The organism is Acinetobacter sp. UBA6571 (assembly GCF_002434085.1).
GTDB classification, from domain to species: domain Bacteria; phylum Pseudomonadota; class Gammaproteobacteria; order Pseudomonadales; family Moraxellaceae; genus Acinetobacter; species Acinetobacter radioresistens.
In genome coordinates this window covers 43,328-57,932 of record NZ_DJJJ01000058.1, presented here as the reverse complement: position 1 = coordinate 57,932, position 14,605 = coordinate 43,328, and the positions used below count along the sequence as shown (strand labels likewise).

The following is a 14,605-nucleotide window of genomic DNA, read 5'->3' as shown; positions in this document are numbered from 1 at the left end:
AAAGCGGGTTTTTTATTAATGATTAAGCCAGTTTTCGTTAGAATAAAATTGAGTTAAGTCTTTTAACTCGTCACTCGAAAAATCTTTTGCCTTATTAATTGCGTCTAGTTTATAGTTTAACTCATCATTAGAAATCAAATTATCATACATATTTTGATAAATAGCTGTATCCTCCAAAGAGTCTATATTATCAAGGATCGAACCTGATTCAAGAATAAAATATTCTTTAACTTTCTCTTTCGAGTCTGTTGACCGCTTTGCTTTCAACCGCACGCCTTCTAACCCTTTAGCTTTTAAAGAGCGAATTGCTCTTGCAGACGAATCATTAATATTTTGCCTTAACTGAGGCTTCAAAGTAATATCGACAGTTTCAATGGTTTTACGATCACTTGAATCACCTACTAAGTAATCAACAATATGATCAAATAGTTCACTCTCATTATTAACAGTTATTGTTGTTTTACCAATAAACGGAAGATTAGATACTTCTTGTTTCTCTATACTTTCCTTCAATTGTTCTACGCAAAACTCTAATCGTCCATACCCTAGCTTTCCAATTAAATCATTAATAAAATTTTTAAATGCTCCATGTCTAGGAGAATTTTGACGGCTAGAGAAAGCAAATAAATTTCGCTTATCATCAAAATAAACATATGAAGCAAATCCAACTGTAGAATCTTTTTCAAGCTCATCTACTATTTTATTTGTTGCTATTGAGTCATCGCTAGTTTTGATTTTTTGGATTACGTCTTGTGATTTTGTTTGAACAAACAGATAAAAGTCTTTTTTACCTTGTACTGGAAGTAAATACAAATGCTCTCCATCTTTTGTTAATCTTTTTGCTAGTTCAATACTAGTTTCCCAATTTATTAAGGCTTTGAGAAAAGGTTTTAGATCAAATTTGTAATTAACTTCATTATGAGTATCATATACATAATGAGCAAAGTAGCCTATTTTCAAGCGTATTCCCCAGTGTAAAAAATATATTTTATAACATAACAATAATCTTTTTGTATATTTTTTGAACCATATAGTTATTTATTATATCTCTTTCAAGACAAAGAGTTGAATACGACATTATTAGAATAATTTTTACAGATAAAATTTAATCACTTATAGATCTATTCCTTTCTTACGTAGGGAAAAATTTTTATTGCTAAATAAATTGTTATTCCCATATTTTGTGAAGAAGAACTTTGTAATTACAATCATTTAAAAGTTCTTTACATCCAAAATAACATGCCTCTCAAAAGGTTTCCTCCATCGCTAAACTTGAAGACTTCAGAAAAATCTCCCCTTTACATAGCAGTGTTGCTCAACCATAAGGGTGAGGGAGCATCATCTGATTTAATAACAACGTGAATTTCAAAATGACGTTCCCTCTCCTAAGCAAGTTTTAAAGCACTGCTTTAAAACGAAGCGCAAATAAGGGCTAGGGAGAGGTCTTTAAAAACTTTCAAAAAGCGTATAATCCCCTCACCCCATCAGCAACACCCCATCCATGACCAAAAACCTCGCTACCCTAATCGGCTTTAGCGCCATCTTACAATGGTCAACCATTATTGGATTACTCAAAAAAGTAACTAGTAGTATCGGTGCAGACTTAGCCGTACTGTTTATGTATAGCTTCAGTGCGGTATTGCTGTTTGCCCTGTTTCGTATTCCTAACTTAAAACAAATTCCGCGTAAGTACCTCTTTGGGGCAACCGCATTATTTGTAGTGTATGAAATCTGCTTTTCCTATGCCATTGCCCTTGCCCAAAACGCACAACAAGCCATTGAAATCAGCCTGGTCAATTACCTGTGGCCGAGTATGACCATCTTGATGCTGATTTTATTTAAAGAACTGAAATTTAATAAGTGGGTGATTTTAGGTTTAGGGATTAGTCTTGCAGGCGTGTTCTATATTCAAACAGGGAATGGTGCGATTGATCTTGCTACGGTGATTAGCCATATGCAAAGTAATCCGCTGAGTTATGGACTGGCATTTATAGGCGCAAGTTTATGGTCACTGTATTGTGTGGTGACTAAAAAATACAGTCAGGGACATAACCCGATTAGCCTCTTTTTTATTGCCACCAGTGCGGTGCTGTGGCTCAAAATGTTGATACTCCATCCTGAGCAATTTGCGCAAATCATTCATGTTGATGCCACAACACTGATGTATATGCTGATGGTATCTACCGTAACAGGACTTGGTTATGCGGCATGGAATATTGGTATTAATCGCGGCAATATCACTATGCTGGTCACACTGTCTTATTTCAGCCCGATTTTTTCACCCATCATGTCGATGTGGATTTTACAAACATCTCTATCGAAAACCTTTTGGCTTGGGGCAATCATGGTGACTTTGGGTTCTTTTGTGTGCTGGATTTCGACCAATTGGCATGAGCTTAAACAACGTTTTATCACGATGCGGTTAAGACAGACTTAAACCGCAGCTTTTTACTTATACAGCTTATTTTTATACGACGTTTTAGCGGGTAACACCCAACTTATTCCAAAGATCAGGCGTCAAGAAAGTTGTTACTAGCTTATTTAAATCTACATATTTCAGAACACCATTAAGCTGCTGTTTAATTTCAGGCGTTTTAAGAATTTCTTCACCTGTAATACTGCCTAACTCTTGAAAACTATCTCCCACCGCCTGCAAACCTTCAGTCTGAATCACTGCTTTGGTCTGTGCCGAACATTGCTCTACCAGTATGCGTTGCAGCACAGTGGCCAGATTCTTATCTAATGCTTCCTTTTGTGTCGCAGTCACATTACTAAAGGCCTTTAAGTCGGGATGATTACCCAATGCCACAAAGGTCCATTGCAGAACTACGGTTTTATCGGTGGCGGTGGTCGATTTCATCAAACAGTTACTGAGCTGATCCACCGTTGGGCCAGCCAATGCAATCTGAGAGGCCCCTAGTAAGGTTGCCCCTATAAAAAGTCCGCGAAACTTGCTCAAGGATATAAGCGCCATAGTATTTCCCTGCTTTTTAATATTTGGCCAATTATATAAAACCGTTTATTTGTAGCATACTGGCTGCTGGCTTACCTATTATGACTGTGTAAATAGGTGCATTAGAAAGTTTATAGCGAAACCATGAAGATAATGTTCCAAAGACATCAAAAGTTTGTAATCCCTTAATAATAAGCGGAATACTGTAGCGTAATAACAGACTACGGCTTATAGTCAGCAAAACCGGTATATAGGGAATTGACCAGATTTTTTATATTGAAAAACCCGCCGAGGCGGGTGGAGTAAAAGCAGCTTTAATCATCTAATACGGCTTCAAAGGTCTTGAGACGTTTATAGATCGATAACAGCTCGATAATCGTTTTCCAGGACATAATCAGATACTGAAATGATTCACGGACTTTATCGAAAACATTACCAATCTGGTTGATCAGGCCCAAAGTCATCTTGCCGGCTGCAATAGCAGGGAAAAGCACGACCAGACTGTAGAGGATATCAAGCTGGCGGTACCAGGTTGCCACCAGATTAAAATAGGCGTAATGAAAATATAAACGGAAATAGTTCTGGCGTACGCGGGAAAACAGCTCTTTTAAGGTTGCCGGCTGGGCTCGGTCTGCATAGTCTTCACCATATACCAGCTCTTTACGGTAAGCTGCCTCAACTTTCTGGTTATTAAACTCAAGGCCCGGTAACTTGACACCCACCACCATGAGCAGAACCGTACCAAAGATAGCCCAGACAATGGCTGCCCAGACCAGTGAGTGTTCTACCTGCCCCACCAGCGGCAATTCCGGTACATGCCGGGAGAGCTCAAATAGGATTGGCAGGAATGCAACCAGAACCATAACCGCTTTAATCAGCTCGACCCCTAAATCTTCCATAATAGTGGCAAAACGCATGGTGTCCTCCTGAACCCGCTGTGATGCTCCTTCAACATGACGTAACCGGTCCCAATGCGCGGTATAGTATTCATTCATTGCGGTACGCCAACGAAAGATATAATGACTGGTAAAGAAAGCATTAATGACCATAATAGTCACTGCTACCATGGCAATATATAAAAAGGTCAAGGTACCCATATACAGGTCACGGATATTACCGCCACCGCTACTCAGCATTCGCTGAATTAAATCCCAGAATGGCCCATACCAGGCATTAATGGCTACACTGACCTGTACGCTAAACCAGATATTAAACAGAATAAATGCCGAGCCCCATACCGACCAGCGCTGCCAGGGATGATTTGCTTTAAATCGCCAAAAAATGGCAAAGATCGCAGTAGCTATGAAGAACCACAAATAAAACCAGAGAAATGCCGGAGACCAGAACCGGCTAACCCCAATGGGCAGTTCAGCCTGAGCATAATCTGATGGAAAGCCCAGCCAGCTTCCCCATTCCCGTCCGCCTGCTACATACCAGAGTAGCAGGTTGACCATGAACCAGAACAGCAATGACAGAAAAAATACTTTGGGTTGTGGAAAAAAAGATTTAAACATGCAACCTGTGATTCCTTTTATTTTTTATCAACGGCATTGAACTGATAAATTACACGTGTGGCTGGCCAAGTACCAGTCTCTTGATGAATGCACCGGTCATTTTTGGTTCATTGTTTTTCTATAGCAGGTTTCCAGCACTTTTTCTTTGACTGTCAGCATCAGTATTTAAGATACCAAATTACAAAAAGCAGAGCGATTGCCCTGCTTTTTTATAAGTTTATCAAGTTAGGAAACTTTTAAATTGAGTTCCTGTTGCATCATTTCACGGATTTTATATTTCTGGGCTTTGCCTGAAGCCGTTAAAGGAAAAGCTGTTACAAACCGGATATAACGCGGCACTTTCTGGTGCGAGATATGTTCCTTGCAGTACTGTCGGATAATTTCTTCACTGGTATTACTATGCGGATGCAGAATAATACAGGCGCAAAGTTCCTCACCATATTTCTGGTCAGGTACACCTACAACCTGTACATCAGACACATCGGGATGAGTATATAAAAAATCCTCTATTTCTTTAGGGAACAGGTTTTCCCCTCCCCGAATGACAACATCTTTAATACGGCCCTTAATCTGGATAAAGCCCTGCTGGTCCATTTCCGCCAGATCTCCGGTATGCATCCAGCCAGTCTGATCAATCACTTCTTTAGTTTTTTCTTCATCTTCCCAATAGCCCAGCATGACTGAATAGCCCCGGGTACATAGCTGGCCAAGTTTGCCGCGCGGTACAATCTTGCCGTTACGGTCGATAATCTTGATTTCTACGTGCGGATGTATGCGTCCCACTGTATTGACCCGGGTTTCAATCGGGTCATCTACCATACTCTGGGCACTTACCGGCGAGGTTTCAGTCATGCCATAGCATATGGTCACTTGTGACATATGCATACGGTCGATCACACGCTGCATAATCTCACGCGGACACGGACTGCCCGCCATAATTCCGGTACGCAGGCTGCTCAGGTCAAACTCGTTAAACTGCTCATGTTCCAGCATGGCAATAAACATGGTAGGCACACCGTAAGCAGCCGTACATTTTTCCTGCTCAATAGCTTTTAAACTGCTAAGTGGATTAAACACATCACATGGATAGACCATTGCAGAACCATGAGTTACACAGGCCAGATTTCCCATGACCATACCGAAACAGTGAAATAGTGGTACCGAAATACATACCCTGTCCTGCGGGGTAAGTAAAATTCGTTCACCAACAAAATAGCCATTATTCAGAATATTGTTATGGGTCAGCATGGTCCCTTTGGGGTTACCGGTAGTACCAGATGTAAACTGGATATTAATAGTTTCATCGAATTGTAATTCCTGACCGATATTTTGCAGCGCCTGCAACTGCTCTGAGGTAGGTGAAGTCAGTAAATCATCGAAACAGTGGAAAGCAGGATGAGCCTGATCATCAATTTTAATCAGATGTTTTAAATGCGGCAGTCGCTGTAATGACAGTTCACGGCTTTGAGTTTCATGCAGCTCAGGAACAATCTTGAGTAAAATTTCCTTAAAGTTACTTGTTTTGCACTGTACTGCCATAATCAGGCCAACACAGGACACCTTATTGAGCACATATTCAAGTTCATGACTGCGATAAGATGGATTCAGGTTGACCAGAATGATACCTGCCTTAGCCGTGGCAAACTGTGCAATGGTCCATTCCACACAGTTTGGTGCCCAGATTGCAAGGCGATCACCTTTTTTTAGTCCCAGCTCAAGCAGATTACAGGCAAATGCATCAACCAGTGTTCTCAATTCTGCATAACTGATGCGACGATTTTGGTGAACCGAGACAACGGCATCCTGTGCAGCATATTGCGCACATGCCTGATCAAATTTCTGTCCAATGGTCATGCCCAGTAAAGGTTGCTCACTTGCACCAGATGCATAACTTAATTGTGTATCTGTCATTGAATCCTACTCCTTGATTCATTGTCATTGTGTTTTTCAGATTGTTATTAGGGGTCGATACATGACCCCGGTTTTCATTGTGTTTTACGTATTGTTATGTGCAATTCTTTGTTCAGTTCTTTCTTATCCATACAACAGGCATGTTTTAGGTGTTAATTTTCTCCTTGTACCGGTTGAGGTGCACGAACGACTGCCTGCAGACAGAACTCAGCTACATAACGGACAAAGTCCTGCTTATCAAACTTTTTACGGCGAGCCGGGTCAATCGGCTCGACTACAGCAAAAGTCATGGCACCAACAATACACAGGGCTGCAGTATTGACATCGTCAAAACTGAAATCTCCACTTTCCTGCCCTTCTTTCAAAATATCAATAATGGCATTCTTGATTAGCTGCTTAACCCGTACACGCTCAATTTCGATAGCCACATCGACTGGTTCGAAGATGAGTGAATAAGCCAGCTGCGGTCCGGTAAGTGCGCGTTTTACAAAGGCTGTAACGGCCTTAAACAGTTTTTCTTTTGGCGGCAGGTCTTCCCGGTAGATGGACTCAAGAATGCGAATTTCCTGCATGGCAGCGTCGGTCAGGACTTCCACCAGTAACTGGTTTTTTGAATTAAAGTAACGGTAGACCAGACCGCTTGAAATACCGGCCAGTTCTGCAATGGCATTAATCTGGGCATCTTTAAATCCCCCACGAGCAGTCAGGTCACGTGTAGCCTGTAAAATGGCCAGCCGGTTCTGTGCCATCCGTTCTTCCATCAAAGAAGATCTTTTATAGTTCATAAGAAAAATATTATTTACTTCACGCCTTAAAATGAATTATAAATCATTTTATGAATAAAGGTTCACTTTTTTAAAAAATAATTGTATTGTGAACTCAGGTCACAACAAATATAGCTGCGAAATAACAAATACAGTTCTACAGGATGGTAGAGAATGAATTTACAAACAATTGATTTTGGAATAGATAATACCCTAAAGGCCCTACAGGAATCGGTTCAGAACTTTGCCAAAAAGGAAGTGGCGCCTCTTGCGGCCAAGGCCGATCAGGATAATCTGTTTCCAGCGCAACTCTGGAAAAAAATGGGTGACATGGGCCTGTTGGGCATGACCGTCTCTGAAGAGTACGGCGGCAGTAATATGGGTTATCTGGCACACATTCTGGTCATGGAAGAAATCTCGCGGGCCAGTGCATCTATTGGCCTGTCTTATGGTGCGCATTCTAACCTCTGTATCAACCAGATTCACCGTCATGGTACTGAAGCACAGAAACAGCGTTACCTTCCAAAACTGGTATCTGGTGAATATGTAGGAGCGCTGGCAATGTCTGAACCGAATGCCGGTTCGGACGTGGTAAGTATGACACTTCGTGCTGACCAGAAAGGCGACCGCTATGTATTAAATGGTTCAAAAATGTGGATCACCAATGGCGGTGATGCTGACGTATTGGTGGTCTATGCCAAAACCGATCTGCAGGCAGGTGCCAAAGGCATGACGGCCTTCTTAATTGAAAAAGACATGAAAGGCTTTAGTCATGGCCAGCACCTGGACAAACTGGGGATGCGCGGCTCTAACACTTACCCTCTGTTTTTTGATGACTGTGAAGTTCCCGCCGAGAATGTACTGGGTGGAGTGGGTAACGGTGTCAAGGTACTTATGAGTGGACTCGATTATGAACGTGCCGTACTAAGCGGTGGCCCACTTGGCATTATGGATGCCTGTCTGGATATTGTGATGCCCTACCTGCATGAACGTAAACAGTTCGGTCAGGCACTAGGCGAGTTCCAGTTAATGCAGGGCAAAATTGCCGACATGTATTCGACCTGGCTGGCCTGCAAGGCTCTGGTATACAGCGTAGGTCAAGCCTGTGACCGTGCTGATCATGGCCGTGCTCTGCGTAAGGATGCAGCGAGCGCCATTTTATATTCGGCTGAAAAAGCCACTTGGATGGCCGGTGAAGCAATTCAGACTTTAGGTGGCAATGGTTATATCAATGACTTTGCTACAGGGCGTTTATGGCGCGATGCCAAACTGTATGAGATCGGTGCCGGTACTTCGGAAATCCGACGCATGCTGATTGGCCGTGAGCTGTTCAACGAAACAGCCTAATCCCTCTAACCCTAATGCACAAGGATGACTGCCTTGAACCAGATTGCAATCAAGATGAATAGCCGTAGTGAAGAATTCAAACAGAATAAGCAGGCCATGCAGGAGCTGGTCGATGACCTGAACCAGCTGGCCGCCAAAATCCAGCTGGGTGGCGGAGAAAAGGCCCGAGAAAAACATCTGGCCCGGGGTAAACTGCTACCACGTCAGCGTATTGAGCGCCTTCTAGATACAGGCAGCCCTTTTCTGGAAATTGGCCAGCTGGCTGCCTATGGCTTGTATGACAATGATGTACCTTCTGCTGGTGTAATTGCCGGTATTGGTCAGGTGCATGATGTACAGTGCATGATTATTGCCAATGACGCCACAGTTAAAGGTGGTACCTATTATCCGCTTACAGTCAAAAAACACCTTCGGGCCCAGGAAATTGCCGAGCAGAACCGGCTGCCCTGCATCTATCTGGTAGACTCGGGAGGAGCTTTCCTGCCACTCCAGGATGAAGTATTTCCAGACCGCGACCATTTTGGCCGGATTTTCTATAATCAGGCACAGATGTCTGCCAAAGGCATTCCGCAAATTGCAGTGGTCATGGGCAGCTGTACCGCAGGAGGTGCCTATGTACCGGCCATGTCGGATGAAACCATTATTGTGCGTAATCAGGGCACAATTTTTCTGGGTGGCCCGCCACTGGTCAAGGCAGCCACAGGCGAAGTGGTTACTAGCGAAGATCTCGGCGGTGGCGATGTCCACACCCGTCTTTCCGGTGTTGCCGACCATCTGGCTGAAAATGATCTGCATGCACTTGGAATCGCCCGCAGGATTGTAGCCAACCTGAACTGGAAAAAAGCAGTACAGCTTCAGCTAAAAGAGATTGAATCACCATTATTTGATGCCGAAGAGCTATATGGCATTATTCCGAGTGACAGCCGTAAACCTTTTGATGTACGGGAAATCATTGCACGAATTGTTGATGGTTCACGCTTCGATGAATTTAAGGCACGGTTTGGAACTACGCTTATTACAGGCTTCGCTCATCTGTATGGTATGCCGGTCGGAATTATTGCCAATAATGGCATTCTCTTTTCCGAATCTGCCCAGAAAGGCGCACATTTTATTGAACTGTGTACACAACGCGAAATTCCACTGCTATTCATTCAGAACATTACTGGCTTTATGGTTGGCCGCCAGTATGAAAATGAAGGAATTGCCAAACATGGCGCCAAACTGGTCATGGCAGTTGCTACAGCCAAAGTTCCTAAAATCACGCTGGTAATCGGCGGCTCATTTGGGGCCGGAAACTATGGCATGTGTGGCCGTGCATACTCACCGCGCTTTATGTGGACATGGCCCAATTCACGTATATCGGTCATGGGTGGCGAGCAGGCTGCTAGTGTTCTTGCCACTTTACGCCGCGATGCCATTGAGAGCAAAGGCGAAAACTGGACTGCCGAGCAGGAAGACGAGTTCAAAAATCCGATTCGACAACAGTACGAGCGCCAGGGCCATCCTTATTATGCCTCTGCCCGACTGTGGGATGACGGGGTAATTGATCCTGCACAAAGCCGTCAGGTACTTGCACTCAGTTTGTCCGCGGCCTTGAATGCTCCAATTGAAGAAACCCATTTTGGCGTATTTCGCATGTAGGAGAGATTCATGAAGCATTTTGAACTGATTGAAATTGAAGAGCAGCCTAATGGAGCCACCTATGTCTGGCTAAACCGTCCAGAACTGCACAATGCCTTTAATGCACAATTAATTGCCGAGCTCAGCCAGTGTTTTGATGCGCTAGAGCAAAACGTGAATACTCGTGTGGTAATACTGGCAGGCCGCGGCAAAAATTTCTCTGCTGGCGCAGACCTGAACTGGATGAAAGCAGCCCGTCATTTTAGTAGTGAAGAGAACCAGCAGGATGCCATGAAGCTGGCCACCATGCTGCATAAACTGGCTCATCTTAGACAGCCCACCATTGCCCGTGTGCATGGTGCAGCACTAGGAGGCGGGTTAGGCCTGGCCTCGGCCTGTGATATATGTATTGCCAGCGAAAAAGCAATGTTTGCAACCTCTGAAGTACGTTTGGGACTGGCTCCCTCTACCATCAGTCCCTATGTGATTCGGGCTATTGGTGCGCGTCAGGCTTCACGTTACTTTTTAACTGCTGAGCGGCTTTCAGCACAGCAGGCTAAAGCCATCGGTCTGGCTCATGAAGTCTATAGTGCCGAAGCACTGGATACAGGCATTCAACAAATAATTGAACAGCTGCTATTAGGTAGCCCGCAGGCACAAACGGCCTCCAAACAACTGATCGACACTGTAGCCGAACAGGAACTGACTCCTGAACTTATGCAGCAGACCGCAACTCATATCGCAAGATTACGGCTGGGCGAAGAGGCACAAGAAGGCCTGAGTGCCTTTTTGGAAAAACGTACACCACACTGGTGCGCTTAAGGCTATTTTCCACAAAATCATAAAAAGCAGGATAAAGGATTATGTTTAAGAAAATTTTAATTGCGAACCGTGGTGAAATTGCCTGTCGTGTCATCCGTACTGCCAAGGAACTCGGCATTCAAACTGTTGCGGTTTATTCTGAAGCTGATGCCGAGGCACAGCATGTTAAACAGGCAGATGAAGCCATCTGTATTGGTCGTGCTCCAGCCAGTGAAAGTTACCTGCAAATTGAACGGATTATAGAAGCAGCACTGCTAACCGGTGCAGAAGCGGTCCATCCGGGTTATGGCTTTTTATCTGAAAATGATGATTTTGCACTAGCCTGCCAGCAAAATGGTATCGAATTTATTGGGCCGCCGGTGGAAGCAATCCGGGCAATGGGTCTAAAAGCTACCTCTAAAGCACTCATGGAAAAGGCCGGTGTGCCGTTGACACCAGGTTATCATGGCAAAAATCAGGAGCCGGATTTTTTAAAACAGCAGGCCGATGCGATTGGCTACCCGGTGCTGATTAAAGCCAGTGCAGGTGGTGGCGGTAAAGGCATGCGTCTGGTGGAACGCAGTGAAGACTTCTTAAGTTCTCTGACCTCCTGCAAGAGCGAAGCTCGATCAAGTTTTGGTAATGAAGATGTATTAATTGAACGTTATGTCACGCGCCCAAGACACATTGAGGTTCAGGTTTTTGGTGACAAGCATGGCAATTATGTTCATCTGTTTGAGCGTGACTGTTCAGTACAGCGCCGTCACCAGAAGGTTCTGGAGGAAGCCCCTGCTCCGCTGATGCCAGAGGAAAAACTTGAGGCCATGCGCCAGGCTGCGATTGACGCCGCACGCGCTGTCAACTACGTAGGTGCCGGTACAGTCGAATTTATTGTCGAGCAGGATGGTACAGCTTATTTTATGGAAATGAATACTCGCCTGCAGGTCGAACATCCGGTGACTGAAATGATTACCGGACAGGATCTGGTCGAGTGGCAGCTACGGGTTGCCTATGGTGAGCCTCTACCTAAAGCTCAGGCAGATCTTTCTATTCAAGGTCATGCCTTGGAAGCTCGGATTTATGCAGAAGATCCAGATAATAACTTTTTACCCTCGATTGGTAAAATTCATTTTCTGCAATACCTACAGCAGAATGCACATGTGCGGGTAGATAGCGGCATTATTCAGGGCGACAGCATCAGCAGCTTTTATGACCCGATGATTGCCAAGCTGATTGTCTGGGGCAAAACCCGTCAGGATGCACTGCGCCAGATGCAGTATGCCTTGCAAAACTTTTATATTCAGGGTGTGGGTAATAATGTAGCTTTCCTGCACCGTCTGGTGGGGACTGGATCATTTAGCCAGCCAAACTTAGATACTGGACTGATCGAGCGTGAAAATATCCAGCTGTTCAGTTCAAAGCCTGAGATTAAACCATCTCTACTGGCACAAGCTGCTGTCCTCCATCTGCTTCAGCAGACGTTAAAGCACTCCCTGCCGCATGATCCTTGGCAACAGCCTAACTTCTGGCGATTGAACCAGCAGGCTAAAACCCATGTTCAGTTACGCCATCAGCAGGAAATTTATGATATTGAACTGGCTATCTTAAAACAGGGCTATCTGGTCAAGGTCCATAATCAAGATTTTAAAATTTCTGGCGAACTGACTGCATCTAATACAGCCCATCTCCAGATAGATAATCATCAACATAAGCTATGCTTTGTAAAGTGTGACTCAAGTCTGGTGCTCTTTGAACACGCACAACCCTATGAGTTTGAAATTATTGATCCGTATGCCCATGTAGAAGGCGGGGTTGAAGAAGCAGGTAATCTTAAGGCACCTATGCCAGGCATTATTACTCAGGTACTGGTAGAGCAGTTTGCTCAGGTCAAAAAAGATGAACCGCTTATGACACTGGAAGCTATGAAAATTGAATATACCATCCGGGCACCACAGGACGGTATCATTAACAATCTGTTCTTCCAGTCTGGTGATCAGGTCGCTGCGGGTGATGAATTGCTGGATTTCTGTATTGAAGCGGAGGCCTCTGCATGAATGAAAGTATCAGGATTGTTGAAGTCGGTGCACGTGATGGCCTGCAAAATGAAAAAAGTGTGATCACTTTTCAACAGCGTTACGAGTTTCTCACCTGCCTGATGGCAACAGGGATTAAAGCGATAGAAGTGGGCTCTTGTGTATCGGCAAAGTGGGTTCCACAAATGGCTAACAGTGATGAACTTTATGCACAGCTCCCGAAACAGGATGATATTTCACTGAGTCTGCTAACTCCTAATTTGAAAGGTTTTGAAGCCGCCCTTCAGGTGAGGTGTCAGGAAATTGCAGTTTTTACGGCAGCCTCAGAAAGCTTCACTCAGAAAAATATTAATTGTTCGATTCAGGAGAGCCTTGAACGCTTTCAAGATATTATGCAACAGGCCAAACAGCATAATATTCGGGTGCGTGGTTATGTATCGTGTATGGTGGATTGCCCTTATGAAGGTGCAATTTCCCCCCAGAAAGTTGCAGAAGTTGCAAAGACTTTATATGACATGGGCTGTTATGAAGTATCGTTAGGTGAAACTATTGGAACCGCTACACCGTTAAGGGTTCGCGCAGTCTGGAGAGAATGTCTTGAACTCCTGCCAAAAGAAGCTCTGGCTGGGCACTTTCATGACACTTATGGCATGGCAATTACTAATATCTATGAGTCGATTCAGCAAGGAATCCGTAGCTTTGATTCTTCAATCTCCGGACTTGGTGGCTGTCCTTATGCCAAAGGTGCTTCAGGTAATGTTGCAACTGAAGATGTCTATTATCTGGTTAGCCAGATGGGTTTTGATACGGGCATACAGCTCGAAAAACTGATAGCAGCTGCAGACTATATTGCAGAGGTATTGCATCGGCCTAATCCGTCTAAATTTGCACAGGCCTATAAACAAAAACTTTGCACTGTATAAAGTCCATAAAAAATTAAGGATGAGGTCCTATGAATAATAAAGTTTATCCCTCAGCATCCGATGCGTTAAAAGATATTGTACAGGATGGTCAGCAGATTGCTGTAGGCGGATTCGGCCTGTGTGGTATTCCTGAAGTACTTATTGATGCCTTACAGGCAACGGGTGTTAAGAATCTTACCTGTATTTCCAATAATGCAGGCGTAGATGACTTCGGTTTAGGAAAGCTGCTGGCTACCCGTCAGATCAAAAAAATGATTTCATCCTATGTGGGAGAAAATAAAGAATTTGAGCGTCAATACCTGAGTGGTGAACTTGAAGTTGAACTTACCCCTCAAGGTACGCTAGCCGAAAAACTGCGGGCCGGCGGTGCTGGTATTCCAGCATTTTTTACCCAGACCGGCGTAGGCACTCTCATTGCTGAAGGGAAGGAAGAGCGAGAGTTCAACGGCAAAACCTATATCATGGAAGAATCACTGACAGCCGATATATCGCTGGTTAAAGCCTATAAAGCCGACAAAGCCGGAAATCTGGTCTTTCGTAAAACCGCACAGAACTTTAATCCGGTCTGTGCCATGGCCGGAAAAATTACTGTGGCTGAAGTTGAACAGATTGTCGAGATTGGTGAGCTGGATCCGGACGCTATTCACCTGCCGGGAATCTATGTTAACCGTATTGTACTCAATGCCACACCTGAAAAACGGATTGAACAGATGACACTGAAAACGGCGGAGGGATAAAT

Annotated in this window: 12 protein-coding genes; 7 read left to right on the top strand and 5 right to left on the bottom strand. The window is 44.2% G+C overall.

The window, feature by feature from the left end; all coding sequences use genetic code 11:
- Positions 1–15: 15 nt before the first annotated feature.
- Positions 16–960, bottom strand: a complete 945-nt coding sequence (locus B3X18_RS11605; RefSeq protein WP_005407000.1) for a hypothetical protein — start codon at positions 958–960, stop codon at positions 16–18.
- A gap of 541 nt (positions 961–1,501) precedes the next feature.
- Here B3X18_RS11605 and yddG point away from each other — a divergent pair.
- Positions 1,502–2,437 carry an aromatic amino acid DMT transporter YddG gene (yddG, locus tag B3X18_RS11600; protein ID WP_005406963.1) on the top strand — a complete coding sequence of 312 codons (936 nt, stop codon included), beginning with the start codon at positions 1,502–1,504 and terminating at the stop codon, positions 2,435–2,437.
- Between the two features lie 42 nt (positions 2,438–2,479).
- Here the strand turns inward: yddG and B3X18_RS11595 are convergent, their stop codons facing one another.
- The 4 genes from B3X18_RS11595 to B3X18_RS11580 all read right to left on the bottom strand — a co-directional run bounded on the left by B3X18_RS11595 (position 2,480) and on the right by B3X18_RS11580 (position 7,163).
- On the bottom strand, positions 2,480–2,974 hold the full coding sequence (locus B3X18_RS11595) for a hypothetical protein (RefSeq protein WP_005024872.1): 495 nt from the start codon (positions 2,972–2,974) through the stop codon (positions 2,480–2,482).
- Between the two features lie 293 nt (positions 2,975–3,267).
- On the bottom strand, positions 3,268–4,467 hold the full coding sequence (gene sbmA / locus B3X18_RS11590; protein WP_005406986.1) for a peptide antibiotic transporter SbmA: 1,200 nt from the start codon (positions 4,465–4,467) through the stop codon (positions 3,268–3,270).
- A gap of 225 nt (positions 4,468–4,692) precedes the next feature.
- Positions 4,693–6,378, bottom strand: coding sequence for an AMP-binding protein (locus B3X18_RS11585; protein ID WP_005406912.1), 1,686 nt, complete (start codon positions 6,376–6,378; stop codon positions 4,693–4,695).
- 152 nt (positions 6,379–6,530) lie between these two features.
- Positions 6,531–7,163 carry a TetR/AcrR family transcriptional regulator gene (locus B3X18_RS11580; protein ID WP_005404936.1) on the bottom strand — a complete coding sequence of 211 codons (633 nt, stop codon included), beginning with the start codon at positions 7,161–7,163 and terminating at the stop codon, positions 6,531–6,533.
- Between the two features lie 153 nt (positions 7,164–7,316).
- On the opposite strand from B3X18_RS11580, the gene B3X18_RS11575 reads away from it, so the two are divergent.
- Genes B3X18_RS11575 through B3X18_RS11550 form a run of 6 tightly spaced genes read left to right on the top strand, consistent with a single transcriptional unit; the run spans position 7,317 to position 14,603 of the window.
- On the top strand, positions 7,317–8,489 hold the full coding sequence (locus tag B3X18_RS11575) for an isovaleryl-CoA dehydrogenase (RefSeq protein WP_005404324.1): 1,173 nt from the start codon (positions 7,317–7,319) through the stop codon (positions 8,487–8,489).
- A gap of 54 nt (positions 8,490–8,543) precedes the next feature.
- A complete protein-coding gene (locus B3X18_RS11570; RefSeq protein WP_266105093.1) occupies positions 8,544–10,130 on the top strand; it encodes a carboxyl transferase domain-containing protein in 1,587 nt (528 codons plus the stop codon).
- Positions 10,131–10,139: 9 nt separating this feature from the next.
- The gene (locus B3X18_RS11565) at positions 10,140–10,931 is read left to right on the top strand and encodes an enoyl-CoA hydratase-related protein (protein ID WP_005406937.1); all 792 of its coding nucleotides are present in this window, start codon (positions 10,140–10,142) and stop codon (positions 10,929–10,931) included.
- 41 nt (positions 10,932–10,972) lie between these two features.
- The gene (locus B3X18_RS11560) at positions 10,973–12,964 is read left to right on the top strand and encodes an acetyl/propionyl/methylcrotonyl-CoA carboxylase subunit alpha (protein WP_005406962.1); all 1,992 of its coding nucleotides are present in this window, start codon (positions 10,973–10,975) and stop codon (positions 12,962–12,964) included.
- A complete protein-coding gene (locus B3X18_RS11555; protein WP_005406918.1) occupies positions 12,961–13,866 on the top strand; it encodes a hydroxymethylglutaryl-CoA lyase in 906 nt (301 codons plus the stop codon). Before B3X18_RS11560 ends, B3X18_RS11555 begins: the two co-directional genes overlap by 4 nt.
- 29 nt (positions 13,867–13,895) lie before the next feature.
- Complete coding sequence (locus B3X18_RS11550) at positions 13,896–14,603, top strand: CoA transferase subunit A (protein ID WP_005406924.1); 708 nt, start codon at positions 13,896–13,898, stop codon at positions 14,601–14,603.
- Positions 14,604–14,605 lie beyond the last annotated feature (2 nt).